The organism is Sorangium sp. So ce834 (assembly GCF_051521425.1).
In the GTDB taxonomy this organism is placed as follows: domain Bacteria; phylum Myxococcota_A; class Polyangia; order Polyangiales; family Polyangiaceae; genus Sorangium; species Sorangium cellulosum_D.
Genome location: NZ_CP150351.1, coordinates 12,967,962 through 12,994,023 on the forward strand (window position 1 = coordinate 12,967,962; position 26,062 = coordinate 12,994,023).

The 26,062-nt window shown below is 75.3% G+C and carries 17 protein-coding genes; 5 read left to right on the forward strand and 12 right to left on the reverse strand.

Annotation, left to right across the window (positions count from 1 at the left end; translation table 11 throughout):
• Positions 1–25 precede the first annotated feature (25 nt).
• The 5 genes from WMF20_RS47420 to WMF20_RS47440 form a co-directional block, all read right to left on the reverse strand.
• Positions 26–1,207 carry a response regulator gene (locus WMF20_RS47420; protein ID WP_437608360.1) on the reverse strand — a complete coding sequence of 394 codons (1,182 nt, stop codon included), beginning with the start codon at positions 1,205–1,207 and terminating at the stop codon, positions 26–28.
• Entirely contained in the window at positions 1,204–2,868 is a 1,665-nt protein-coding gene (locus WMF20_RS47425) for an ATP-binding protein (RefSeq protein ID WP_437608362.1), read from the reverse strand. The genes WMF20_RS47420 and WMF20_RS47425 overlap by 4 nt, the downstream gene beginning before the upstream one ends.
• A gap of 242 nt (positions 2,869–3,110) precedes the next feature.
• Positions 3,111–4,256: a hypothetical protein gene (locus tag WMF20_RS47430; RefSeq protein ID WP_437608364.1), complete on the reverse strand. Its 1,146-nt coding sequence runs from the start codon at positions 4,254–4,256 to the stop codon at positions 3,111–3,113.
• A gap of 61 nt (positions 4,257–4,317) precedes the next feature.
• Positions 4,318–4,998 carry a sterol desaturase family protein gene (locus WMF20_RS47435; protein WP_437608366.1) on the reverse strand — a complete coding sequence of 227 codons (681 nt, stop codon included), beginning with the start codon at positions 4,996–4,998 and terminating at the stop codon, positions 4,318–4,320.
• A 66-nt stretch (positions 4,999–5,064) separates the two neighbouring features.
• On the reverse strand, positions 5,065–5,262 hold the full coding sequence (locus tag WMF20_RS47440) for a hypothetical protein (protein ID WP_437608368.1): 198 nt from the start codon (positions 5,260–5,262) through the stop codon (positions 5,065–5,067).
• 295 nt (positions 5,263–5,557) lie between these two features.
• On the opposite strand from WMF20_RS47440, the gene WMF20_RS47445 reads away from it, so the two are divergent.
• Together WMF20_RS47445 and WMF20_RS47450 are read left to right on the forward strand one after the other, a co-directional pair.
• A complete protein-coding gene (locus WMF20_RS47445; protein WP_437608370.1) occupies positions 5,558–8,365 on the forward strand; it encodes a hypothetical protein in 2,808 nt (935 codons plus the stop codon).
• A 100-nt stretch (positions 8,366–8,465) separates the two neighbouring features.
• Positions 8,466–8,849: a nuclear transport factor 2 family protein gene (locus WMF20_RS47450; RefSeq protein ID WP_129580429.1), complete on the forward strand. Its 384-nt coding sequence runs from the start codon at positions 8,466–8,468 to the stop codon at positions 8,847–8,849.
• Positions 8,850–9,008: 159 nt separating this feature from the next.
• On the opposite strand, the gene WMF20_RS47455 is transcribed toward WMF20_RS47450, so the two are convergent.
• From WMF20_RS47455 to WMF20_RS47465, 3 genes are all read right to left on the reverse strand, one after another.
• Positions 9,009–10,607 carry an ABC transporter substrate-binding protein gene (locus WMF20_RS47455; RefSeq protein ID WP_437608372.1) on the reverse strand — a complete coding sequence of 533 codons (1,599 nt, stop codon included), beginning with the start codon at positions 10,605–10,607 and terminating at the stop codon, positions 9,009–9,011.
• 155 nt (positions 10,608–10,762) lie between these two features.
• Entirely contained in the window at positions 10,763–13,027 is a 2,265-nt protein-coding gene (locus WMF20_RS47460) for a serine/threonine-protein kinase (protein WP_437608374.1), read from the reverse strand.
• 106 nt (positions 13,028–13,133) lie between these two features.
• Complete coding sequence (locus WMF20_RS47465) at positions 13,134–15,884, reverse strand: AAA family ATPase (RefSeq protein ID WP_437608376.1); 2,751 nt, start codon at positions 15,882–15,884, stop codon at positions 13,134–13,136.
• 715 nt (positions 15,885–16,599) lie between these two features.
• Between WMF20_RS47465 and WMF20_RS47470 the strand changes: the two genes are divergently transcribed.
• Positions 16,600–21,618 (forward strand): AAA family ATPase, encoded by a 5,019-nt coding sequence (locus WMF20_RS47470; protein ID WP_437608378.1) that lies wholly within the window; start codon positions 16,600–16,602, stop codon positions 21,616–21,618.
• A gap of 321 nt (positions 21,619–21,939) precedes the next feature.
• Entirely contained in the window at positions 21,940–22,272 is a 333-nt protein-coding gene (locus WMF20_RS47475; protein WP_437608380.1) for a hypothetical protein, read from the forward strand.
• A 225-nt stretch (positions 22,273–22,497) separates the two neighbouring features.
• Here WMF20_RS47475 and WMF20_RS47480 read toward each other — a convergent pair whose 3' ends face one another.
• Positions 22,498–23,055: a hypothetical protein gene (locus WMF20_RS47480; protein WP_437608382.1), complete on the reverse strand. Its 558-nt coding sequence runs from the start codon at positions 23,053–23,055 to the stop codon at positions 22,498–22,500.
• A 203-nt stretch (positions 23,056–23,258) separates the two neighbouring features.
• Between WMF20_RS47480 and WMF20_RS47485 the strand changes: the two genes are divergently transcribed.
• Positions 23,259–23,534, forward strand: a complete 276-nt coding sequence (locus tag WMF20_RS47485) for a hypothetical protein (protein ID WP_437608384.1) — start codon at positions 23,259–23,261, stop codon at positions 23,532–23,534.
• A 216-nt stretch (positions 23,535–23,750) separates the two neighbouring features.
• Here the strand turns inward: WMF20_RS47485 and WMF20_RS47490 are convergent, their stop codons facing one another.
• The 3 genes from WMF20_RS47490 to WMF20_RS47500 form a co-directional block, all read right to left on the reverse strand.
• Positions 23,751–24,161 (reverse strand): response regulator, encoded by a 411-nt coding sequence (locus WMF20_RS47490; RefSeq protein ID WP_437608386.1) that lies wholly within the window; start codon positions 24,159–24,161, stop codon positions 23,751–23,753.
• Between the two features lie 231 nt (positions 24,162–24,392).
• Entirely contained in the window at positions 24,393–25,754 is a 1,362-nt protein-coding gene (locus WMF20_RS47495; RefSeq protein WP_437608388.1) for a hypothetical protein, read from the reverse strand.
• Between the two features lie 16 nt (positions 25,755–25,770).
• Positions 25,771–25,971 (reverse strand): DUF350 domain-containing protein, encoded by a 201-nt coding sequence (locus tag WMF20_RS47500; protein WP_129580437.1) that lies wholly within the window; start codon positions 25,969–25,971, stop codon positions 25,771–25,773.
• Between the last annotated feature and the right edge of the window lie 91 nt (positions 25,972–26,062).

Genomic DNA, 26,062 nt, shown 5'->3' on the forward strand with positions numbered 1-26,062 from the left:
CGCGGCTCCCAGCGAGCGAGAGCCCTCAGGCGCCGTCGTCCCGGCCGCCGGTGCGCTCCGTGTTAACGTTCACCAAGATCGCCTCCGGCGCCATCGCATAGAGCTTCTCCTCTCCCTGCTTGCCCCGGATCCGGACGAGCGCGGGCATCGCCCCTGTCGGGCTCCCGGCCGCGGCGAACGTCGCCTCATCCATCAGCAGGCCACCCGCCTTCGCCTGTGCCTGAATCCGAAACGCGGTGTTCACACGATCGCCGATGATCGTGAACTCCCGCCTGCCGCTCGACCCGATGCTGGCGAGCAGGACCGGCCCTGTCGCGAGCCCGAGCCGCGTCGGGAAGGCGGGCCGGCCCCGCGAGCGCTGGTGTTCGTTGAAGGCCGCGATGCTCCGCTGGATCCGCTGCGCCGCCGCGAGCGCGTCCGGCGCGCTCCGGAAGAACGCGAGCATGCCGTCGCCCACGTACTTGTCGACCTCGCCGTCGTGGTCGTAGACGACCTGCGCCACCGTCGCCATGTACAGGCTGAGATCCGCGAGCAGCGGCCCCGGCTCCTCCTGCTCTGAGAGCCGCACGAACTCCTCGATGTCGCTGACCAGCACCGTCAGCACCTCGCGCGCCGGCGCGCTCGGCCGGTTCGACGACACGCTCTCCTCGATGCTCTCCCACGCCCGGTCCGAGAGGTACCCGCGCAGCGCCGCGTGCATCTGGCGGACCTGCGCGTAGCGCTCCTCGAGCTCCTTGCGCTGCCGCTCCAGCTCCCGGCGCTGCCGGTGCAGGAGCAGCTGCGTCCCCACCCGCGCCAGCACCTCGCGCAGCTCGAACGGCTTCGTCACGTAGTCGACGCCGCCCGCGTCGAACGCCATCACCTTGTCGCCGATGCCGGTCATCGCGCTCAGGAAGATGACCGGGATGTCCGCCGTCCGGGCGTCCACCTTGAGCCGCCGGCACACCTCGTAGCCGTCCATGTGGGGCATGCTCACGTCGAGCAGGATGAGGTCCGGCGGCACCGCCGCCGCCGACATCAGCGCCATCGCGCCGCTGATCGCCGCCCGCACCTCGTACCCCTGCGCCGTCAGCATCGACGTGAGGAGCGACAGGTTCGCCGGCATGTCGTCCACGATCAGGATGTTCGCGGGCTCCTCCCGGGGGCGCTCCGGCCGCGCGCCCGAGGCCGCCCCGCGAGCGAGCGGCTTTGCGTCCGTGTCCGTCATGACGGCTCCTCCTCGTCGGCGCTCGATAGCGCCAAGATGCTGTCGAAGCGATACCCCCGCGCGAGCTCGGCCACCGCGCCCGCGAGCTCGGCGTCCTCCGGCCGGAACCGGTCGATCGCGGCCTGCACGGCCTTGGCGTCGAGCCGCGTCGCCGCCCGCCGGAGGTCCTTGCGCAGCGCCGCGGGCAGCCCCGCCGCCGCGCGCGCGAGGTCGACCGCCGGCGGCCCCGCCGGCCGACGCTCCGCGGGGCCCTCCTCGACCTCGAAGCGGGCCCCGAGGTGCTTCGTCAGGAGATTGAAGATGTCGGCGTCGCGGAACGGCTTGGTCAGGAAATCGTCGCACCCGGCCTCGGCCGCGAGCGACCGGTTCTGCTCGAACGCGCTCGCGGTCATCGCGACGACGACGGTCTCCCGCCCGCGCGGGCTCGACTTGATGCGGGTCGCCGCCTCGTAGCCGTCGAGCAGCGGCATGCGGAGATCGAGCAGGACGAGGTGCGGCGACCACGTCTCCCACTGCGCCACCGCGCCGAGGCCGTTGGTCGCGCTGCGCACCTCGACGCCCACCGAGTCGAGCAGCTTGAGCAGGCAGTGGCGCACGTCCCACCGGTCGTCGACCACGAGCACGCGGTACCTCGGCTGCCCCGGCGAGAGCGCCACGACCCGCCGCGCGCGCGGCGCCTCGCCGCCCGCGCGCGCGTCGCCCTCGTCGGCCAGCGTGAGGCGCACGTCGAAGCGGAGCGTCGTCCCGCGGCCGGGCTGGCTCTCGACCTGCATGTCGCCCCCCATCATCCGCACGATGCGCCGGCTGATGTGCAGGCCGAGGCCGGTGCCCTCGCCGGACCTCCGCCCGGTCGCGGTCTGCCCGAACGCCTCGAAGAGCTCCTCGATCTCCTCCTTGGCCATGCCCCGGCCGGTGTCGACCACCTCGAACGACACCCGCACCCGCGCCGCCGCGCCGTCGTGCGCGCCGCCCTCACGCACTCCTGTAGAGCGCCGCGCCCAGGCGCGCAGCGTCACCGACCCCCGGGGCGTGAACTTGAGCGCGTTGCCGAGCAGGTTGATCAGCACCTGCCGGAGCTTCCCCTCGTCGCCGTGGACGTGCTGCGGCACGTCCTGCTCCCGCTCGATCGCGAGCGTGAGCCCCCGCTTCTGCGCCTCGACCGAGAACATCTCCGACAGCCCCGAGAGCAGGGCGTGCAGGTCGAAGTCGGCGTCGACGAGCGTCATCCGGCCGGCCTCGATCTTCGCCATCTCGAGGATGTCGTTCACGAGGCCGAGCAGGTGCTCGCCGCTCTTGCAGATGACCATGAGGTTCTCGCGGTGGCGGTGGCCGAGCGAGAGGTCGCGCTCCATGAGCTGCGCGAAGCCGAGGATCGAGTTGAGCGGCGTCCTGAGCTCGTGGCTCATGTTGGCGAGGAACGCGCTCTTCGCCCGGCTCGCGGCCTCGGCCTCCGCTCGCGCCCTGCGCGCCTCCTCCTCGGCCCGCCGCGCCTCGACGAGCTCCTCGCCGAGCCGCTGCTCCGCGGCCCGGCTGACCTCGAGCTCCTGCGCCTTGCGCTCGAGGGCGCCCTCGCAGGCGAGGAGCCGCCGGCGGAGCGCCCAGAGGGCGACCCCAAGGAGGGTCCCGACGACCACGAAGGCGGAGATCCCGACCAGCTGCATGCGATAAGCCCCCCACCCACCTGCTGGACGGCGGGATGGGCCGGAGCGCCGATCCCGCCCGAAGGCAGAGATCAGCGTACAGGAGTTCGGGACAGCGCGTGCGGCCCGCGTTCGGCCGCGCCGCGCGGCTCCGCCACGGAAACGGCGCGCTCGTCAGGCGGACCACGGAACCGCCCCGCCGCAGCGCGGCGCGGCGGCCGCTGTCCTGCAATCTGGGTGCATCTGCGCGCGCGCTGCCGGCGTCACGGCGCGCCGGCGTCGTCCGGCCTGGGCCGCTGCCGGGGCGCGATGATCGCGTCGGGCGGCGGCGCACCGGCGTCCCCGCGCGGCGCGGCGGCGTCCCCGAGCGCGGGCGGCTCTGCCGGCGCGGGCGGCTCCCTCGGCGCGAGCGACGGCTGGCGGAGGCCGCGCAGCGAGGCGAGCCGCTCGACGAGGGCGCCCGCCTCCTCGGCCGACAGCTTGACGCGGGCGTGGAGCGCCTTGCCGTCGGCGGCGATCGCGACGCGCTCGAGCACGCCCCCGAGGCCGAGGAGCCGCGTCGCGAGGTCGCCCGCGCGCGCGTCGCGGGCGGCGCGCAGCTGCGCGCCGAGCTCGGCGCAGGGGGCCTCGGCGTCGCAGAGGACGGCGGCGTGGACGGCGATCTCGGGGCCGAGCGCGACCGCGGCGCCGCCGGCGACGATCGACGCCGCGGGCGCCCGGCCGGCGCCGCCCAGCGCGAGCTCGCGCCCGAGCTCGGCGCGCTGCTCGGGCGTGAGGACCACCGTGACCCGCGCCGCGCCCTCGCCGACCGCGCGGGCGATGTCGTCGTGCGCGGCGCTCGCGCCGACCGTCGCCGCGCGCCCCTCGACGGCGTCGACCATGGCGCGCAGGTACGCGCCGCCGCCGAGCAGGATCGGCCCGCCGGGGCGCACGGCGATCTCGCCGCGGCCCTCGGCGCTCGAGTCCCGCACCGCGCGGAAGCCGCCGAGCCCGGCGACGACGGGCTTGCCGCCGCGGGCCTCGATGACCTTCGAGGCGCACGCGAGCAGCGCCTGGTCCTGAATGGCGCCGGCCGCGACCAGCCCGAAGTCGCCGCCCTCGCCCGCGGCCGGGATGGCGATGGCGACCTCGGTCAACGCGGCCACCGGGTCGAAGCCGCACACGTCGCGCACCTTGCCGAGCCCCGGGATCTCGCGCTCCTCGCGCAGGAACGGGGCGAACGCGGGAGAGGCGCGCAGCGCCGGCAGATCGAGCGTGGCGACGAGCAGCGCGCCCGCCGGCACGGCGTCGAGCGCGCGGGGCGCGGCGGGGGGGCTCTCCCGCCGCCGGCCGAGCAGCCAGGCGAGCCCGCCGCCGAGGAGGACCCCGACGAGCAGGAGCACGAGGCCGTCTCTGGTCCGCGTCTGCACGCGCGACCCGTTAGCACACGGTCGCGGCGGGCGCCCCGTGCGCGGCGGCCGCGCGCGGCGCCTACGCCCCGGTGCGCGGCGGCGGCGACCAGCGCGTCCCGTGGACGATGTCGAACACGGGCACGGTCACGTTGAAATTCCAGCGCTTCATGAGCCGCGGATCGTGGTGCCGCCGGTGGTGCTCGCGGAGCCGCGCGAGCCCCGGGACGCGGTACACCGGGCTCTCCGCCGGCAGGTGATACGCGAGGTGCAGCCACTCGTAGCCGACGAAGAACGCCATCGCCGTCGCGAGCCCGAGCAGCGCCGCGTCCCGCGAGAACAGGAGCGCCGCGCCCGCGGCGAGCGGCAGCAGCAGGGCGAGGACCAGGAGCGCCGAGTAGGGCGGCGTCAGCACCAGCCAGAGCTCGCGCGCGCTCCGCAGCGCCATGTCGTCGGCGGTGAAGGCGAGGTGGTGCTCGCGCTCGTGCCGCTCGCACAGGACGCCGAGCAGCGGCGCCCGACGGTGCAGCACCGACCGGTGCGCCCACCACTCGAAGGCGAAGGCGAGCAGCAGCGTCGCCGGCACCGCGAGGAGCTCGACGGCCTCGACGGCGTCGAGGAGCCACACCGCCGCCGCGAGCACGAGCGCGCCGAGCGCCGTGGGCGCCGCGAGGTGGAGCGCCGGGGAATACCCGCGCGGGATCCGCGCCGCGATCGCCGCGCGCCGCGGCCGCCGCGGCGGAGCCGGCTCGTTCACAGCCATCAAAAACTATGAATTTCAAAAAAACAGAACGCAAGCGCAGGCGGGGGCGCCGGCGCGGCGGCGCGCTCAGCTTTCCTGGCGCTCTTCCTGATGATCCGCGCGATCCGCGCCGTCCTCGGGCGCGTCTCCGTCCGCCGCGGGCGCGTTCCGCTCGAACAGCGCGCCGATGGCCTCGCCGATGCGGCCGATCTTCGCGGCGAGCAGCACCACGATGAGCAGGAAGGCCGTCAGGGCGATCTCGTTCTGGGAAGCGCCGAGCACCATGTGGCGAGGTCTACCACGCTGCGCGCGCCGCGGGGCCGGAGCGGCGCCCGCGGCGCTCGGCGGGGCCGCGCCCACGCGCCGCGAGCGACGGGCCGAGCGCCAGCGCGCCCGCGCCCACGCGCCGCGAGCGCGCGCCCGCGGCGCGGCGGCGATCCGCGGCGGAAGAGCCGCTGCGCGGCGGGAACCCCCGAGGCGCCGCGAACCCGTTTGACAGCCCGCCTGCGACCGTTGAGAGTCCAAGCGATACGGGGGCCTGGGTGCTGCTCCGCTGGGCCGCCGCCACGAGATGACCGCCGTGTCCGAGCTCCGCGACGACCACGAAGCCGTGCAGGCGCGCCTGCGCGCGGGCGCCATCCTCCTGGCCGACGCCTCGGCGGAAGGGGCGGCGATCGGCGCGGCGCTGCGCGCCCGGGGCTTCGAGGTGATCGCGGCGCCGATCGACGCGCTCGAGGCGCGCCTCGCGATCGACGCGCCGCGCGTCGTGATCGTCGACATCGACGAGCCCGGCGCGATCGAGGCGCTCGAGCGCCTCTACCTCCGCGCGGGCGGCGTCGCCGCGTCCGTGCTCCTCGTCGGCGATCCGGTCCGCTCGGCGGAGCTCGATCCGCAGCTGTTCGGGCAGGTGTTCGAGCGGCCGGTCGACATCGCCGAGCTCGCCGCGCACGTCAGCGCGGTCGCGGAGCCGGGGCGCTTCCGCGGGGATCAGGCCGCCGCGGCGCGCATGCCGTCGGGCTACTCGGGCCCGATCGACGACGAGGTCCCGTCGAACCCGGACTTCGCCAGCGATCTCGACCCCCTCGACGTCGGCTCGGTGCTGCCGCCGCCCGAGGACGGCGAGGCGGTCGGCCCGCGGCTCCTGCCGGCGCGGATCAGCCCGGAGCTCGAGGAGATCCTCGTCGCCGCCGAGCAGCGGGTCACGGCGAAGGCGCACCCGTCGAGCGTCCCGGCGGCCGAGGAGGACGTCGACCTGATGCTGTCGCCGGAGCTGCTCTCGGCGCTCGACGAGCCGCTCGATCCGGAGGAGGACGAGCCGCACACCGGCGCGAGCGCGGGCCAGGCGCCGCTCGGCGCCGGCGCGGCGTCGCAGCCGAGGACCAGCTCCGATCCGCACGGCGCCGCGGCCGCCCTGCACCCGCCGGCCACGCGCGCCGAGAACACCGGGCCCGGCGACTTCCTCGCCGAGCTCGCCGAGCCGGGCGAGGACGAGCGCGACGGCGAGCTCCACGCCGATCCGTCGCTCGACGCGCCGTTCGCGACGAAGCGCGCCGGGCTCGAGCTCGCGGCGTTCTCGATCGACCTGCCGGGGCGGGAGGAGCGCGACCCCGGCGCCCCGGCGCGCCGGAGCGGCGGGCGCGACGCCGCGCCGCCGACCCCGCGCGAGGCGGGCCGGCCCCACGGCTTCGGGTCGCCGCCGCCGCGCGCCGAGGCCCCGTGGGAGCGCTCGCCCTCGCCCGCGCCGCGCGAGGAGCCCGCGTGGGACCGCGCGCTGCCGTCCGCCGCGCGCGGCGAGGACCTCGACTGGCGCGCCCCGTCGGCGCGCCTCGAGCCGAGCGTGCGCCAGCGTTACACCGAGCCGCCGCCGACCCGGTCGCGCGGCGCCCGCGACCCGCGCGCGCCCGGCTTTCCGCCGCCGCCTCCTCCTGCGCCAGGCGTCGCGTTCGTGTCGCCGCCCTCGGTCGAGGTGAGGACCGCGCTGCTGCCGCCGGGCGACGGGACCGAGCCCGAGCCGCTGCCGCCCGCGCCCGCGCCGGTCCGCGCCGCCGTGGCGGCGCGCGCGCCGACGCCCCCGGGCGGGCCCGCCACGACGGGCGCGGGGACGCTCGGGCGCGGCCTCCTCCCGCCGATCCCGCCGAGCACGCCGGGCGCGCTCGGCCGCATGCCGCTGCCGGCGCCGCCCTCCGTGGCGATCTCCGGCGCGGGCTTCCGCGGGCCCGCGCCGCCGATGCCGCCCGCGCCCTCGCCGCCGATGCCGCCCGTGCCCTCCGCGCCCGCCACGGTCAGCACGGGCGCGCTCGGCCACGCGCCGCCGCCGCAGATCGTCGACGAGGCGCCGATCTCGAGCGACGCCTCGTCGACCACCGTGCTCGGCCCGGGCGACGCGCCGCGCGCGCTCGCCCGCGCGGTGGGCAGCCGCGCCTCCGGCTCCCTCGCGATCACGACCGAGGAGGGCGCGCGGCGGATCGTCCTGCACGAGGGCGATCTCGTCACGGCCGGCTCGAGCGTCCCGGAGGAGACGCTGCTCGCCTTCCTGGTCGGGCGAGGCGACCTCGAGCGCGAGGTCGCCGCGCGGCTCGCGGGCAAGCTCCCCGCGTCGGGCCGGCACGCCGGCGCGGCGCTCATCGCGCACGGCCACCTCGGCCAGGACGACCTCTGGCCGGTCCTGCGCGCGCACGCCGAGTGGGTCATCGGCCACGTCGTGCTCGTCGAGGCCGGCACGTGCGATCTGGAGGCCGAGCCGCCGGGCCGCCTCAAGGCCGAGCCGAACGTCTTCGGCGGCGCGACCGGCGCCGAGGTCTTCGTCGAGACGATCCGCCGCGTGATCGCCCCCGAGGTCGCCCTGCGCCGCCTGGGCGGCCCCGGCGCGCGCCTCGACGACGGGGCCCGGCGCAACCTGCTCGGCGAGTGCGCGCTCCGGCGCGAGGAGGAGGAGCTCGTGCGCACCGCGCGCGGCCGGAGCGTCGGCGAGCTCGTGAACGCGGCGGAGCCCGAGAACGCCAGCGTGCTCTACGCGCTCGTCTGCCTGGAGGTGCTCGACGTCCTCATCCCGCCGTCGATCACCGAGGCGCCGCCCCCGCCGGTCGAGGATCCGCTCGACGAGGAGGCGATCCGGCAGCGCGTCCGGGCGCGGCTCGCGCTGGTGGAGGACGGGGACTACTTCTCGATCCTCGGCATCCCGCGCGACGCGACGAACTACGAGATCCGCCGTGCGTACCTCGCGCTCCGGAAGGCGTTCGAGCCGTCGACCCTGCTGACGGCCGCGACCGTGGACCTGCTCGACGACGTGCGGCTGGTCATCGAGGTGCTCGACGAGGCCTACGAGATCCTGCGCGAGCCGCACCGGCGGGAGCGGTACCGGCGCGCGATCGAGGCGGGGCCGCCGTAGCGGGCGATCGAGGCGGTACCGCCGTGGCGGCGGCGGGAGCGCTGCTCGTCGAGCGGGCCGAGGTCCGCCCCTTGCAAGCGCTCGCGCTGCAGGAGGCATCATGTCCAAGGCGACCGAATTCATCGAAGCCCTGCGCCGACTCGAGGAGAGCGGCGATGTCGAGCCCATGGCGCGGCTGTTCGCGCCCGAGGCCGAGCTCAGCAACCCGACGATCTCGAGGCCGCTCCACGGCACCGACGGAGCCCGCGAGTTCTGGCGCGGCTACCGCCACACCTTCGGCGAGGTGCGATCCGAGTTCCGGTGCATCGCCGAGTCCGACAGGGCCTGCCTGATCGAGTGGAAGAGCCACGGGACGCTGGCCCATGGAGCGGTGTTCTCGTACGAGGGCGTGAGCGTCATCGAGCACCCGGCCGGTCTCATCAAACGGTTCAAGGCGTACTTCGATCCGAGGGCCCTCGGGCTCCAGCTGGGGCGCGCGGCATAACGCCTCGCTTCCGCGGGAGCGCGCCGCGGAATGCCATGGCCCCGGCCGCGCGCGGGGGAAATCGCCGGCCGGGGCCGCCCCGCTCGCCGGCGAGATCGGGCCGCTGGGCGCGGCGGCAGGGCGTCGCTCCGCGGCAGGGCGTCACTCCGCGGCAGGGCGTCACTTCTGGAGCGCGGCGGCGACGAGCCCCGGGTTCAGCCGCGCCTCCGCCGGAGCCGGGGTGTTCTCGAGCATCTTCGCCTTGTTCATCGCCTGGGCCGTCGCGTCGTAGGCCGCCCAGAGCGACGGCCCCCCGGCGGATCGGTCGAAGAGCTGCCGATTGCGCGCGACGTCGAGGATGCTCAGGCCCGTCATGCTGCTCTCGAGCTCATCGACCTTCATCCCCTGGGCGCGCGCCATGAGGCCGAGCGCCTCCGACGGCCGGGCCCGCCAGAGCTCGAGCGCACGATCCCATCCGCGCAGGAATGCGACGGTGTCCTGTCCGCGCCGCGCGGCGGCCTCCCTGGTCATGAGGAGCACGTCCGTGATCTCGTTCGGGAGCTCGGCGCTCGAGAAGATCTTCTTGGCCCCGTCGGCGACGGCCTGGGAAAGGAACGGCTCCCAGCTGACGGCGGCTTCGACGTTTCCCGTCCGGAGCGCGTCGGTGGTCTGCTCGAGCGTGAGGTTGACGATCTCCACGTCGGACGTCGACATCCCCGCCCTGTCCAGCGCCCGGATCAGCACGAGATGGCTGATGGTGGCCAGGTCGGCCGCCACGCGCTTGCCCTTCAGGTCGCGCATGCTCGCGATCCCGTCGCGGGCGACGATGCCGTCGGCGCCGTCCGAGGTGTCGAGCGCCATGACCGCCTGCAGATCGATCCCCTGGTCTGCCAGCCGCAGGGCGCCGAACAAGGTCGACGCGACGATGTCGAGCTTCCCGTCGATGAACGCGCGCTCCATGTCCACGCCGGTGCTGAAGGTGATGATCTCCGCCTCGACGGGCGCGTTCATCTCGTGCTCGGCCGCGATGTAGAGCGGCGAGTATCCCACCCAGACGAGCAGCCCCACGCGGAGCGGCGCGGGCGCTGGCTCGCTGCACGCCTCCGCGAGGAGCGCGAGCAGGGCGAGGCAGGCGAGGCGCCGGAGGCGGTCCCCGCCGCGCGAGCGCGCCGGGGCGAGGAGCGGGCTCGAGGGGCGCGCGAGCGTGGCGCGCAGCACGAGGAGCACGGCCGCGAACAGGCCGAGCGACGCGACGCCGGCGATCGCGAGCATCCGGAGCGCGGCGGCGGTCGCGATCGCGTCGACGTCCCGCCGCTGCATGACGAGCTCGATGGCCCCGACCACGTGCTGGGCGGTGATGCCCCCCGCCGGGCTATGGTACATGGGCCGGACGATCGTCAGCTCGCTCCGCTCGTCCAGCAGCTGGACCATCGGCCTGCTGGCGCCCTCGTCGAGGAAGCTGCGCAGCAGCGGAGAGGCGCTCGACGTGCCGACCTCGGGGCGATAGCTGCTCGCGCGGATCTTGCCGGAGAGGTCGGTGAGGCGCACCCGGCGCACGCTGGTGACGAGCGCGCAGTTCGCCAGCACGCGCTGCATCGCGTGCGGCGCCCCCTGCTCCAGGAGCGCCCGCGCGCTGTAGTTGAGGAGGTCGGCGATGGCGTCCCCGTGCCGCGCCAGCGCGGCCGCCTCCGCCTGCCGCGCCTGATGGTACGTCGCCCCGGCGACGACGAGCGGGAAGGCGACGAAGAGGACGCCGAGGCGCAGCGCGACCCTGGACAAAAGCCCCGCTCGCCGCCCGGAGGACGCGCGTCCCCGCTCCTCTCCTGCGCGCGTGAGCTCCCCCATGCGCGGCATGATACACGAGCCCGGCCGAGGGATACCGGCCCCCCGGGCGAGGCCTGGGAGCGGGCGGAGCAGGCCGCGGGCGCGGGAGCTCAGGGCGCGCGGCGCTCGGCGGAGGCGAGCGCATCCGAGAGCTCGCGGCTCACGATCCTCGCGCGGAGCGGCGCCTCGGCCGGGAACGTCACGGCGGTCCCCGTCTGCGACGGCGCGACATGGGCGCCCAGCCGATCGAGGAGCGCCTGGAGCGCCTTGTCGTCGAGACCGGCGCCGCCCACCCTGGCCCGGAGCGCGCGGACCCGCCCCGCGGCGTCCAGCGGGGCGAGGGCGGCGAACGCCGGGGGCGCCGGCTCGGCGCGCACCTCCATGTGATAGAGCAGCGCGGCGGCGGCGCCGCTCGCGTCGCGGCCGCGGAACCAGACGCCCAGGTCCGGCACCTCGAGCGCGGCGCAGCGGGCGTAGAGCGCGCCGAGCTCCGCGCCGGCGGTTTGATAGAGCCGCTCGGCGACGGCGACGAACCTGGGCCGGACCTGCGCGTCGAAGAAGGCGCGGCCATAGCCCTCGCCGAAGGTCACCGTGATGTGGCTGAAGGCGCGGGAGCTCGGGGGGCCGCCCTCCTTGACCGTGACGGTCCCGTCGGTCACGCGGCTCAGCGCCGCGTCGAGCGCGGGCGTGAGCCGCCGGCCGGCCGCGATGTCGCCCAGCGACGCGGCGGAGAGCGGCGGGGCGTTCGCGCCGGCCGCCGGGGCGGCATCGCCGGCGAGCTCGCGCGCCAGCGCCTCCGCAGCGCCGTCCGGCGAGGGACGCTCCTCGGCGCCCGGCTCGCCGCCGCGGGCGAGCCAGAGATCGACCTCCCAGCCGACGCCTTCCAGCGGGCCGAGCGCCGCGCCGCTCTGGAGGCGTACGCGGCTCTGCTTGCACGCCTCGCTGACCAGCTGGCGCTGCTGCTCCCGGTGGTGCTGCTCGCTCTTCGGGTCCGGCGCGCGCTCCCCCGGCCTCCGGAGCGCGAGGACGCCGAGCCCCGCGAGCGCGACGGCGGCGGCTCCGAGGAGGACATGGCGCGCGCCCCAGCGCGGGCGCCTGCCCCGCGTCGTCGCGCTCGCCCGCTCCTCGTCGCCGCCTTGGTCCTCGGGCGCGCGCCGCGCTCGCGTCGCGCTCTCCCAGAGCTTCGCCGTGCTCACCGTCGTCGCGGCTCGCAGCGCCGGCGCGCCCCCCGCGGCGGCCCCCCGCGGCGGGTCCGGCTCCGCCGCGTCGCGCGCCGGCTCGGCCCCCGGCTCCGAACGCGGCGCCGAGGGCGCGGGGCTCCTGGCCGCCGCGTCCCGTCGCCCGGCGAGCTCCATCGTGAGCGTGGGGCCCTCGACGTTGGCGGGCTCGTGGGCCCCGGCGGGGGCCGTCCGGGCGGTCGCCACGCCCGGGCCGCTGCAGAGGATCCGCTCCAGGGGCGCGCGGGCGCGCTCCGGCGCGAGGGGCGCGAGCGACCGCGCGAGATCGGCGACGGTCTGAGGGCGCAGGTACGGGCGCTTCTCCAGGCAGCTCAGGATGACGCGCTCCAGCTCGTCCGGGATGTCCGCGCGGTGGCTGCGCGGCGGCGCGGGCGGATCGGCCACGATGCTCGCGAAGATCGCGGAGGCCGCCTCGGCCTCGAACGGCCGCCTGGCCGTGAGCATCTCGTAGAGGATCACGCCGATGGCCCAGATGTCGGTCCGGGTGTCGACGTTCCGCGCGCTGCGGACGTGCTCGGGCGACATGTACGGCGGAGAGCCGAGGACCATCCTCGTCGCGGTCAGCTTGCCGTCCGCGCCGAGCGCGCCCGCGTCCAGCGCCTTCGAGATCCCGAAGTCGATCACCTTGATCTGGCTCGAGCCGTCGTCCCGCTCGGCGAGGAAGATGTTGCTCGGCTTCAGGTCGCGGTGGACGATCCCGAGCGCGTGCGCCTCGGCGATCGCCTCGCACACCTCGAGGACGTAGCCCACGGCGTCCTCGATCGAGAGCGGCCCGCGCCGCTCGATGAGCTCGGCGAGGGTGATCCCGCGGAGGAGCTCCATGACGAAGTACGGCACGCCCGCCTCGGTCGTGCCGACGTCGATGACGTGGGCGACGTGCTGGCTCGCGATGGCGGCCGCCGCCTGCGCCTCGCGGAGGAAGCGCGCCACGTCCTGCGCATCGCGGTTCTCCTCGGGGAGCAGGAACTTCAGCGCGACGCGCCGCTTCAGGGTGGTGTGGCGCGCCGCGACGACGACCCCCATGCCGCCCTGGCCGATGACGTGCTCGACGCGGTACTTGCCCCCGACGATCTCACCGGGTCTCGGGATCCCCCGCAGCGAGCCCGGTCGGTGGGGGCCGCCTCCCGCGCTGCTCATCGAGGGGCAGCTTACACGAGCGATCCGGCCGGAGGAGACCCTTTCGCGCGCGCGGAGCGTGCTCCGCGCGGCGCTCCGACGCGCGGATCTCCACCGGATCTCTGCTTCAGCTCGAGCACGCGGCGTAGCGCCGCTCGCCGGCCCGCGCGATCGCGTCCACCACGATCTCGCCCTGCTCGACGCCCACGAGCGCCGCGGACCCCTCCTCCAGCTGGCCGCGCAGGATGAGCTCCGCGAGCGGCGCCTCGATGAGCCGCGCGATCGTGCGCTTCATCGGCCGGGCGCCGAGCTCGGGGTCGAACCCGCCCGCGTCGAGCAGCGCGTCGATCGCCGCCGGCTCGACCTCGAGCTCCACGCCGCGCGCCTCGAGCTCGCGCTCGAGGCCGCCCAGCAGGCGGCGCGTGATCTCGGCGACGTCCGCCCGCGTGAGCGGCGAGAAGCAGAGGACCTCGTCGATGCGGTTGTAGAGCTCGGGCGGCAGCGCGGCGCGGGCGGCGGAGAGCATCGCCTCGCCGAGGCGCTCGGGCGACACGGCCCCGGAGGCGCGCGCGAAGCCGACGGCGCGCTCGGCCCGGAGCGCGCCGGCCTCGGCCGCGCCGAGGTTCGAGGTCATCACGAGGACGGTGTTGGTGAAGTCGACCCGCCGGCCTCGGCCGTCGGTCAAGCGGCCCTCGTCGAACACCTGCAGGAACGCCTCGAGCACGTCGCGGTGCGCCTTCTCGATCTCGTCGAGCAGCACCACCTGGTACGGCCGCCGCCGCACCGCCTCGGTGAGCTGGCCGCCCGCCTCGTGGCCGACGTAGCCGGGCGGCGCGCCGACCAAGCGCGCGACCGCGTGCGACTCGGCGTACTCGGAGAAATCGAGCCGCGTCATCGCGTCCGGCGAGTGGAACAGCGCCTCGGCGATCGCCTTCGCCGTCTCGGTCTTGCCGACGCCGGTCGGGCCGAGCAGGAGGAACGATCCGATCGGGCGGCGCGCGCGCAGGCCGGCCGCGTTCCGGCGCAGCACCCGGGCGATGCGCGCGAGCGCCTCGCCGTGGCCGACGACGCGGTCGGCGAGCAGCGTCTCCAGCGCGAGCATCCGCTCGCGGTCGGTCTCGAGCAGCCGCTCGACCGGCAGGTCGGCGAGCTCGGCGACCACCTCGGCGACCTCGGCGGGCCCGACCTGCCGCGCGGGCTCGCGGAGCTCGGCGCGGGCGCCCTCGGGCGGGCGCGCGCGCCGGCGCGTGCGGGCGCCCGCGAGGTCGAGGATCGAGAGCGCCTTGTCGGGCAGCGCGCGGCCGGGCAGGTAGCGCACCGACCAGGCGACGGCCGAGGCGAGCGCCTCGTCGGTGAACGCGAGCCCGTGGTGCGCGCCGAGCCCGACGGCGACGCTCTGGAGCAGCAGGAACGCCTCGTCCTCCGCGGGCTCGTCGATCTCGACGACGGTGAAGCGCCGCGCGAGCGCCGGGTCGACCTCGATGCTCTTCCGGTACTCCTCGGGCGTGGCGGTGCCGATGAGCGTGAGCTCGCCGCGGGCGAGCGCGAGCTTGAGCTCGGCCATCGCCTCGTCGAGCGCGCCGCTGCCGAAGAGCTCCGACATGCCGTCGATGAACAGGATCACCCGTCCGCCCGCCTCGCGGAGCTCCGCCCGCAGCGCGGACAGGCGCTCGCTCAGCGCGCCGCGGGCGCCCGTGCCGGCGAGCAGCTCCGACGGCACGAGCTCGACGACGATGCGGGGCTCCCGCTCCTCGAACGCGAGCCGGTGCGCGATGCCGCGCGCGACGGAGGTCTTCCCCACGCCCGCCGGGCCGAGGAGGCAGGGGTTGTTCGCGTGGCGCTTGGCGAGGACGTCGAGCGCCTGCTCGATCTCGTGCTCGCGCCCGACGATCGGCTCGAGCTCGCCCTGGGCCGCGGCGAGCGAGAGGTTGTGGCCGAGCGAGGCGAGGGCCGGGAAGCGCGCGCGGTCGAGGGTGAAGCGCGCCGCGACGGAGCTCGCGGCGGCCGAGAGCCCCGCGAGCGGCCGCGCCACGGAGGGCGGGACGGGCGAGGCGGCCGCGTCGTCCGCCGTGAGGGCGCGCCGGGGCGCGAGCGCGAGGGCGGCCGGCTCGGCGGGGAGGGGGGCCTCGCCGGCGCCCGGGGCCGCGACGGGCCGGCGCGGCGGCGGGAACAGCGGCACGGTGACGCCCGGGCCGGCGCCCTTCGAGGGCCGCGGTTCCGGCACGGCGATGGCGGTGCCCTTCGAGGGCCTGAGGTCCGGCAGGGCGACGGCGGTGCCCTTCGAGGGCCTGAGGTCCGGCACGGCGATGCCGGTGGCCTTCGACGGCCGCAGCTCGGCCGAGGGGCGCGGCGTGCGCTCGGGACCTTCGCCCTCGCCGCGGGCGCGGCGCGCCGGCGCGACCTTGGCCGGCGCGGCCGGCTTCTCCGGCGCGCCGCCGTCGTGGACCACCCGGATGGGCGTCCGCCGCGCCTGCACCACGCCGAGGGCGATCTGGAGCGCGGCGGTCCTGAGCCGCGCGAGGTCGACGCCCGACTGCGTGAGGGCCCGGTGCGCGGCGGAGCTGCGGTCGGACAGGAGCGCGAGCAGCAGGTGGAGCGCCGCGGGCTCCTTGGCCGTCGCGCGCTTGGCGACGTCGCGCGCGCCGCCCATGGCCCGGCCGATCGGGTCGGGGCCCTCGTCGTCGACCGATCGGGTCGCCTTGAGCAGGGCCTCGTCGTCGAGCCGCCGATCGCGGAGCAGGTCCGCGGCGGGGCCTCCGCTCAGGGCGATGGCGGCGAGGAGGTGCACGCTCGACAGGCGCTCCTTGCGCTGGGCGGCGAGGTCCTGCGCGAGCTTGCGCAGCGTGACGAGCTCGGCGTGGGAGCGAGGGCTGGTCATCCTTGCAGAGGTCTCCAGGCCCCGGGTTCGCATGCGGGGGGCGGGAGGGCCAAATTTCGGAACGGAGGTGCCTTGCCCGCCCTCGACGCCGGCGCTGCCGCTCAGCCCTGGCGCTCGCCACGGGCGCCTCGAGCGCAGGAGATGCGATGGCGACCCGTGCGACGAGGCTGGGTGGCACCCGTCTCCGGGTGGACGTGCCTCCAGGAAAAGATGGGTGGCACCCGTGTCCCGGTGGACGTGCCTCCAGGAAAAAGATGGGTGGTACCCGTGTCCGGGTGGACGTGCCGCCAGGAAAAGATGGGTGGCACCCGTGTCCGGGTGGACGTGCCTCCAGGAAAAAGATGGGTGGCACCCGTCTCCGGGTGGACGTGCCTCCAAGAAAAGACGGGTGGCACCCGTCTCCGCGGTGGAGAGGCCTGATCATGCCGAGTGAGGTGCGCGAATGCAGGGGTGCACGCGAATTCGAGCGCAACCCCGCGGTGCGGTGATTGTCCGCCGGCGCGGGGGGTCCTCGCGGTGAATGCCGGCGCGTGTTGCTGCGTACAGTCCGCGAACTCCGCGAGCCTCGGGTCGCCGCCGCGGTCGGCGAGGCGGCGATGCGCTGACGTGGATGCTTTACCCGGTCGCGTCGCGTCTCGTACGCTCGGAAGCGGTGCGCGATCGAGGATGCGCGCGGCGGCCGGGCGCGACGATCGACGGGTAACGAGGCACAATCATGGCAGAACAGGGCGCGTACACGTTCACCGCGAAGCTGCACGAGAGCGCGGGCGTGGTGATCCATCGGGCCGTCCGCGCCCGCGACGGCGCCCGCGTGGTCGTCAAGATCGGCAAGGGCGGGCCGCTCGCGCCGGCGATCCACGGCGCGCTGCGGCGGGAGTTCGCGGTGCTGCGATCGCTCGACCTGCCGGGGGTGATCAAGGCGCACGAGCTCGAGACGATCGGCGACGAGCTCGCGCTGGTGCTCGAGGACTGCGGCGGCCGCTCGCTCGACGTGCTGTTCCACGCCGGCGCCCTCGACCTCGCGGCGGTGCTGGCGATCGGCGTCGAGGTGGCGGGCACGCTCGACCTGCTGCACCGCTATCCGCTGCTGCACCGCGACGTCAAGCCGCACAACATCGTCTACGACCCGGCGACCGGGCAGGTGACGCTGATCGACTTCAGCCTGGCGCTCGCCGGCGGCGAGGACGAGGCGCCGCGCGTCGATGCGGGCGCGGGGATGGCGGGCACGCTGGCGTACATGTCGCCCGAGCAGACCGGGCGGATGAACCGGCCGGTCGACGCGCGCTCGGACCTGTACTCGCTCGGCGTGACGCTCTACGAGCTGGTGACCGGGGTGGTGCCGTTCGAGGCCGGCGACGCGATGGCGCTGGTCCACAGCCAGCTCGCGCGCGTGCCGGTCGCCCCGGCGGCGCTGATGCCGAAGGTGCCGCCGGTGCTGTCGGACATCATCATGAAGCTGCTCGCCAAGGCGGCCGAGGATCGCTACCAGAGCGCGGCCGGGCTGCGGGCCGACCTGCAGCGCTGCGCCGCCGCGTGGGCGGCGACGGGGACGATCGAGCCGTTCGCGCTCGGCAGCGCCGACCGGCCGTCGACCCCGCGGATCCCGCCGCGCCTGTACGGCCGGCAGCGGGAGATCGACGTCCTTCTCGCGACCTCCACCGGCGTCGCCGACGGCGCGCGCACGCTGCTGCTCGTGCGCGGGCCCGGCGGCGCCGGCAAGTCGGCGCTGGTCCAGACGCTGGCGGCGCCGGTCGCCCGCCGCGGCGGGTTCTTCGTCGCCGCCAAGTGCGATCAATACGACCGCGGCGCGCCGTACGCCCCGATCGCCGCGGCGCTGCGCGAGCTGTGCCGCACCCTGCTGACGGCCGCGCCCGAGGTCCTCGAGGCGTGGCGGCGCGCCCTCGCGTCCGCCCTCGGCAGCAGCGGCAAGCTCCTCACCGATCTGATCCCCGAGCTCGAGCTCATCGTCGGCCCGCAGCCCGAGGTCCCGCGGCTCGGCCCGGCCGAGTCGCAGAACCGCTTCAACCTGATCTTCACCGCCCTGCTGCGGGTCTTCGCCGCCGCCGACCACCCGCTCGTGCTCGTGTTCGACGATCTGCAGTGGGCCGACCCGGCGTCGCTGCGCCTCTTGCAAGAGATGCTGCTCGACGCCGAATGCAGGTACCTGCTGGTGCTCGGCGCTTACCGCGACGACGAGGTCGGCCCCGGGCACCCGCTGCCGGCCGCGCTCGCCGATCTGCGCGCGGCGGGGGTCGAGGTCGGCGACGTGCCGCTCGGTCCGCTGGCGGTCGCCGACGTCGAGGAGCTGCTGGCGGACACGCTGGTGATGGAGCGGCCGCAGGTCGCCGCGCTGGCGCGGATCGTCGGCGAGAAGACCCACTGCAACCCGTTCTTCATCGGCCAGTTCCTGCTGCTGCTCGCCGAGGACGGCCTCCTGCGCTGGGACCCCGCCGCGTGCCGGTGGGTGTGGGACGACGCGCAGGTGCAGGCGCGCGACGTCACCGACAACGTCGTCACCCTCGTCACCAGCAAGATCCGCCGCCTGACCCCCGCGGCCCAGCGGCTGCTGCAGCGGGCCGCGTGCGTCGGCTATCGCTTCTCGTGGCGCGTGCTCGCGGCCGTCGGCAGCGACGACGGTGACGACACGACCGCGGCGCTCGGCGAGCTGGTCCGCGAGGGCCTGGTGGTGCCGCTCGCCGGCGGCGAGGGCGACGATCTCCACCGCTTCCTCCACGACCGCGTGCAGCAGGCCGCCGACTCGCTGCTGGCGAGCGAGGTGCGGGAGGCGACGCACCTGCGCGTCGGCCGGCTGCTGCGCGACGCGTACCCGGCGGGCGTGCCCGACGAGGCGCTGTTCGAGGTCGTCGGCCACCTCGACCTGGCGCTGCCGCGGATCGGCGGCGACGAGCGGCTCGAGCTTTCGCGGCTCAACCTCCGCGCGGGCCGGCGGGCGCGCGCGGCGACGGCCTACCACGCGGCGCGGCAGTACTTCCAGGCCGGCTGCGAGTGCCTCGGCGCCGACCCGTGGGCGCGCTGGTTCGAGCTCGGGTTCGCGCTGCGCGTCGAGCTGGCCGAGTGCGCGTACCTGTGCGGGGCGTTCGCCGAGGCCGACGCGCTGTTCGAGGAGGCGCTCGCGCGGGCGCGCTCGCGCGAGGAGCGGGCGCAGGTCTACGACCTCCGCGTCCTCCTCCACGCGGCGATGGGCGACTTCGCGGCGGTGGTCGCGGCCGGGCGCGCGGCGCTGGCGATGTACGGCTTCGGCCTGCCCGATGAGGGCCCGGCGCTGCAGGAGGCCGTCGCGGCCGCGTTCGCGGCGGCCCACGAGAACCTCGGCGAGCGGCGGATCGGCGCCCTGCTCGACGCCCCGCCGGCGCGCGACCCGGACGTCGAGGTCGTGATGCGGCTCCTGGCGTCGATGTCGGGGCCGGTGTTCGTCGGCAGGCCGGCGCTGTTCCCCCTGATCGTGCTGCACATGGTCAACCTGTCTCTGCGCCACGGCAACGTCGACGGGTCGGACTACAGCTACGCGGTGTACAGCATCCTGCTCGCCGGCGTCGCCGGCGAGCTCGGCAAGGCCTACGAGTTCGGCGAGCTCGGGGTCAAGCTCAACGAGCGCACCGGCAACCTGCGCACCCGCTGCATGGTGCACTTTTTGTTCGGCACGTCGATCGTGTTCTACCGCCAGCCGTACTCGGCCGGCGAGGAGCACCGCGATTCGGCGCGGCGCGTCGCGCTCGAGGTCGGCAACTTCGCCTACGTGTCGTTCTACTGCCTGCAATCGGCCGCGCTGGCGCTGATCGCCGACGCCGACATCCGCGGCGCCGAGGCCCGCATCGACGACGTCACGGCGCTCCTGCGGAAGACCCGCGACGTCGCGTCGACGGCGGTGGTCGAGTTCATGCGCCGCGTGGCCGTCAACTTGATGGGCGAGTCGGCGACGAGCGCCCTCGGCGGTGACGGCTTCGATGAGGACGCGTTCGTCGCCCACATGCCGCCCGGGGGGCTCGTGCCGTGGCTCTACGCGGTCAGCAAGCTGCGCCTCGCCTACCTGTACGGCGAGTACAAGCGCGGGCTCGAGCTCGCCGCCCGCGCCCGCGAGCTGCACGAGAGCGGGGCCGGGGCCGGGCACATGTACTCGCCCGAGCAGTACTCCTATTCGGGCCTGGTCGCCGCGGCCCGCTGGGACGCGGCCGGCGAGGCGGAGCGCGAGGCGCTGGCGCAACGGCTCGAGCGCGAGCGCGCGGCCCTGCGGCCGTGGTCGACGAGCAACCCGTCGCAGTTCGTGGCGCTCCAGCACCTGCTCGACGCCGAGGCGGCGCGCCTGGCCGGCCGCGACGCCGAGGCGATCGCGGGCTACGAGCAGGCGATCGCCGAGGCGCAGGCGCGCGGGTTCGTGCTCCACGCGGCGCTGGCGAGCGAGTGCGCGGCGCGGCTGCACCTGCGCCGCAACCGTCGCGCCCTGGCCGGCGCCTACCTGCAGGACGCCCACGTCGGCTTCGCCCGCTGGGGCGCGGCCGCCAAGGCGAGCCAGCTGCTGCTCACCCGCGCCGACCTGCTCGCCCCGCCCGCGCCCGCGCGCGCCGGGCACAGCACGAGCCGCTCGACGACCACCACCCGCATGCTCGGCGGCTCGCTCGACCTCGAGGGCCTGATGCGCGCCGCCCAGGCGGTCGCCGGCGAGCTGGAGCTCGACCGGCTGCTCGACCGCCTGATGCGGATCGTCATGCTCCGCGCCGGCGCCCAGCGCGGCTTCCTGCTCGTGCCGCAGGGCGAGGACCTGTCGATCGCCGCCGAGATGCGCACCGCGCCCGACGAGGTCCGCGTCGGCCTCGACCAGCCGATGCGCGACGACGCCGCCCTGGCGACCTCGGTGGTCCGCTTCGTCGCCCGCAGCCGCGAGGGCGTGCTGCTCGGCGACGCCGGCGCCGAGCCCCGCTTCGCCCGCGACCCCTACGTCGCCAGCCAGCGCCCGCGTTCGGTGCTGTGCCTGCCGCTGCTCCACCAGGGCCGGCTGTCGGGGATCCTCTACGTCGAGAACAACGCGATCCGCGACGCCTTCGCGCCCGAGCGCGTCGAGCTGCTGCAGCTGCTGTCGGCGCAGGCGGCGGTGGCGATCGAGAACGCCCGGCTGTACGCCAGCGTGCACCAGGCCCGCGAGCAGCTCGAGCAGCAGGTCGAGGCGCGCACACACGAGCTACAGACCGCGCTCGAGCAGCTCCAGGCGGTCAACGCCGACCTGGTGCGCCAGGGCGAGGCGCTGCGTGAGGCTCACGCGCAGACGCGCCGCGAGATCGGCGAGCGCGAGCGGGCCGAGCGCGAGCGGTCGGCGGCGCAGGCGGAGATCTTGCGCGTCCAGGAGGAGCGCCTGGCGGACATGGCGGCGCCGCTGCTGCCCATCACGGAGAGGATCGTGGTGATGCCGCTGATCGGGGTGCTCGACGACGCCCGCGCGTCGCAGGTGCTGGCGACGGCCCTCGAGGGCTCGGTCCGCACGCGCGCGCAGGTGGTGATCCTCGACATCACCGGCGTGCGCCAGCTCGATGCCGCCCCGGCGGCGATCCTCGTCCGGGCCGCGAGCGCGCTGCGCCTGGTCGGCGCCCAGGCGATCCTCACCGGGGTGCGGCCCGAGACGGCCCAGCTGCTCGTCCGCGACGCCGCCGGGCTCGACGGCCTGCTGACGCTCGGCACGCTGCAGAGCGGCATGGCCTACGCGCTCGCCCATACCCGCGGCTGAGGCGCCGGCGCCGGGGCATTTCTACTTCCTCGCCAACCACGCGGTCCGCTGTCCGGGGCGCGGGCGTGTGGCGCGACGGCAATCTTTGCCGTGCCTCTGCCTCTCATGGCTGGCAATCCTTGCCAGCAGGGCAAGGACTGCCATGCGCGCGTTGCGCCCGCGGGCGAGCTCGATTGCGCGGCAGCCGCTCGTTCGCCGCGCTCGGTTCGTCGCGCCGCCCGCTTTCGCCGGAAGGGCCTTTGCGGGGCTGGGCGGCATGCCGTTTGCGATAGCGCTCCGGCAGCCGGGCTGCCGCGGACGAGGCCCAGAGGAGGCGAAGCGGTGTGTCCAGCAATCGAGAGGGAGCGAGACGCGAACCGTCTCAGCAAATTCCTAGGGAGAGAGAAAATGAATCTGAACATCAGAATGGTCCTTCCGTTGACGCTCATCGGGGCCGCAGTCGTTCTCGGCGGTTGTGTTGGCGCGGAGCCCATCGAAGGCGATGATGAGGCCCAGCTCGAGGCGGAGGCGTCGATCGATCCCGAGACGGAAGAGGCGGTCGCGCCCGGGGAGGCAGAGGCCGTCGGGGCCGCGCAGCAAGCGGCTGCAATCACACCCACGACCCGATGGGAGTGCGTCTGGGGGCTCATCCCGGTGGGCACGGTCTCCATCTGATGGGGCCATACGCAGGGTGACGCCGCCTGGGCGTGCAACAACTGGATCTCCTTTTGCGGCAATGCCGGGGGCTGCTCGGCGTTCGGCCCGCTCCGGTAGACGAACGCGCCAGTGGGCGGCCAGCCAGCGGGACGCCCGTGATGTCGAGGATCGCGATCCTGACCTGCTGCCGCGAGATGCGGTCGCGCAGGAGCGCACCGTCGTCACGAGCTCAGCAGAGCGGCCTCAGATGATCAGGATGACATCGATATCGCCGTCGCCCGGGAGCGCCGCCCCCGCCGGCACGTGAGGCGCGTTGGCCGGCGCCAGGCGGAGCGCGCCGCACGACCGCGGCCCCGCCTCGGGCGGAGCCCCGCCGGCGTTGGCCTGGCCTGCGCGCCGCTCGCCGTGCGCGCGCTCCGCGCAGCCGGCGATCGCGGCGCGGACCGCGCGGAAGACGCTCTCCGCGTCGAGCCCGCCGAGCTCCCGAGCCGCCCTGGCGAGGCGCTCGTCGATGCATCGGGCGCACGGCGTGGAGCTCGCCGCGAGCCGCACGATGAGCGTCGCCTCCGGACTGGCGAGCTCTACCTTGTCGAAGGGCACCGCGAGCGACGAGCCCATGCCGACATCGACGCTGACGAGCAGAGTGTCGCCGTCGCGCACCACCACGGTCTCGCGCGGATGTCGGCCGCTCACGCGTTCTGGAGCTGACTCACGATAACTTGTGTTGACGAGGATCCACAGTCGATCCGAGCTCGCCTGTCCGCTCTTCTCCACAGCGTCGCTGGTGCGGCTCTCTGCCATTCGCACTCCCTCCGAGGAGGCGAACCTATCGCCGCCGGAGGCGGACGGCGATGGGTCCACCGGACAGACAATGTCCTGACCAGCAGGTCCGCCGGGGACGCTGCTGCCCCCGGGCGAGCGCGCGAGAGCCGCGAGGGCTCGCTGCGTCCGTTGCGCCGTGCGGCGCAAGGCGGTAAGCACAACCACCGACTGGAGGCTGAAGCGTGGATGAGCCGGAGCGACGCGACGAGGACCCGGAGCAGGGCGCGGGCGAAGGCGGAACGGACCGCGCGTCGCTCGGCATCTTGTTCCTCGCAGCGGCGTTCGCGCTCGCGCTGCTGCTGACCGTGGTGGGCCTCCTGGCCTTCGCGGCGATGAGCCCGCGGTCGCCGGCGTCGCCCGCGCTGCGCGGCGAGCGGGACGGCGCCGATGCCGCGCTGCTCGGCGATCGGGTCTGCGTCGCGCCCCTCCTGCACGGCGACGCTTCACGGGCCGCCTGAGGCGCGCGCGGGCGCGGCGTCGAGCTCGACCGCCGCGCGGGAGGAGCACGGCGCCGCGCGAGCTCGGCTGCTGCGAGGGAGGCGTGCCACCGTGCGAGCTCGGCTGTCGCGAGGGAAGCGCGCCGCCGCGTGCGCTCGGCTGCTGCGAGGGCGTGACTGCCGCGTGCGCTCGGCTGTGGGCGTTCGGCTGCTGGGTGCGCTCGGCTGCCGCGCGGGCTAGCCGCAGGTCTTCTGGACGATGGCGAGCAGCGCCCCGAAGTCGACGGGCTTCTTCAGGTAGGCCGTGCCCTCGGGCGGGCCGTCGTGGCCGGAGACGATGGTCACCGGGATGGCCGCGAGCGCGTGCACCTGCTTCAACGCGGCGAGCATCTCCTCGCCGGTCATCACCGGCATCATCAAATCGAGCAGGATGAGCCCGGGCGGCGGATCTGCCTCGTGCAGCAGATCGAGCGCCTCCCTGCCGTTGCTGGCGCAGTAGACATCGTAGCCCGAGGCTTCGAGCATCTCGCGGAGCATCTCGCGGAGCTCGGCGTCGTCGTCGACCAGGAGGACGGGGGCGCGCGGATTCGGGGGAATCGGCGTCAGGCGCGTCGCGCCGGGCCCGTCGGTTGGCCGTGGTTCACTCATTTCTGTCACCTCTCCCAGGCTGCGCGAGCATGTCGAAGCGATAGCAGGCGCATGCCGCGCACGCATTGCATGGTGTCAGCATCTTCGGATCTTCTCCGGATCCATGGTCCCGGGCTGCGCGAGGCGGCTCCGGCTCCACGCCCCATCGGAGGGCAAGGGGCGTGGCGGGAGCGCGGGCGCCGCGAGCGAAGCCATGCGAAGCGCCGAGGGTTACGGGAGTTGCGCCGCGGGTCAAGCTTCTCGGCTCGCCGGCAGCGACACGACGCCCGCCGCGCCGCTTTGGCCGGCGCCGCCGCGCCCGCTGCCGCCGCCAGCGCCGCCGCTCTGGCCAGCGCCGCCGTGCCCGCTGCCGCCGCCAGCGCCGCCGTGCCCGCTGCCGCCGCCAGCGCCGCCGCTTTCGCCGGCGCCGCCGCCCCCGCTGCCCGCGTTGCCCCCGCCGCGCTCGCCCCCGCCGCCCGCGCCCTCCACGGAGCCGGACCGGAACCCGAGCGCGCGCGCCTGGGCGGGGCGCGTGTGGCGACGGCGCCATATCACCGCGTCGAGCGCGTAATGGGTCGCCTGCGGGAGCGCGAGCAGCGGCACGAGCAGCGCCCGTGCGCGCGGGCCGAGCAGCGGCTCGTCCACGGCGCCGCCGAAGAGCTCCGGCCGGTCGTGCCAGACCAGCCGATCCCAGACCATCTCCTCGACGAACGCGAGCGCCAGCGCGAGCCCGAGGAAGGCGAGGAGCCCGCCGGCGAGGACCCGCGCGAGCAGCGAGCGGGGCGCCTCGCGGGCGCGCTCCCGCGCGTACGCGAACACGAGCGCCATGTACGGCACCCCGTGGACGATCACGTTCGCGACCGTGAACTGGAAGTCGCTGTTCGTGGCGACGATGCCGACGTACCACGTGGCCGCGGTCGTGCTCACGACCACGTGCTTGCCGAGGTTCACCGGCGCGCGGGCGACGCAGGCCCGGTGGAGCGCGCGGGCGACGTACGCGACGGCGAGCGCGGCGTACACCGCGCCGAGCGGGCCTACCGCGGCCGCGAGCCGCGGGGAGCTCACGAAGTCGCCGTCCACGAACCACGCGAACGCGCGCGGCGGGTGCGCATGCCAGTAGAGGAGCGGCCACCCGGTCGCCGCGTAGACGAGGGCGTCGTCGAGGAGGCGATCGACGCGCGAGCGCTCGCCCGCCAGCGCGCGGTAGATCGCGACCCACCCGATCTGCTGGCGCACGAAGTGAATCACGGCGGCGTAGGCGAGCGCGCGCCAGAACGTGAGCTCGGAGGCGAAGTGCAGCGCGACGCCGGCGGCGTAGCAGGCGAGCGGCACGGCGGCGTAGAGCGCGGGGTGGCGGCGGAGCTCCTCGGGATCGAGGTAGGTGCGGAAGAGCGTCGTGTGCACGTGGGCCACGTCGACGCCGACCACGAACAGCAGGAAGCCCCAGGCCGGGAGCGCGCCGCCCGAGGAGAGCGCCGCGAGGGCGAGCGCGACCGCCGCGGAGCCGCCGAAGACCGCGAGGTCGACGCCGCGGCCCCACAGGAAGCCGCCGCGGGCCGCGGCGGGAGGCGCGGCCGGCAGCGCGCCGAGGAGGTCGGGCCCGGCCGTGGCCAACGCCGAGACCCGCGCGTCAGCCGTGGATGGCCGCGGAGATGATCCAGGCGAGGCCCAGGATCACCGAGCCGATCACGATCGCGAGCGCCGTGTTCTGGTCCTCCTCGATCTCCTTGCGGATGGAGAACGGGGTCAGCTTCGTGATCAGCACGAACGCCAGCAGGAACACGACCAGCCCCAGGGCCACGAAGACGAGCGTTCCGACTATGGCTTTCATCAGGTTTTGAGCGTCGGGCATCGGCGGTTCTCTCTGAGCGCGGGGCGGCGCGCGGTCGCGACCTCGGAAGCTGCGGCGTGAGCCTACGCGA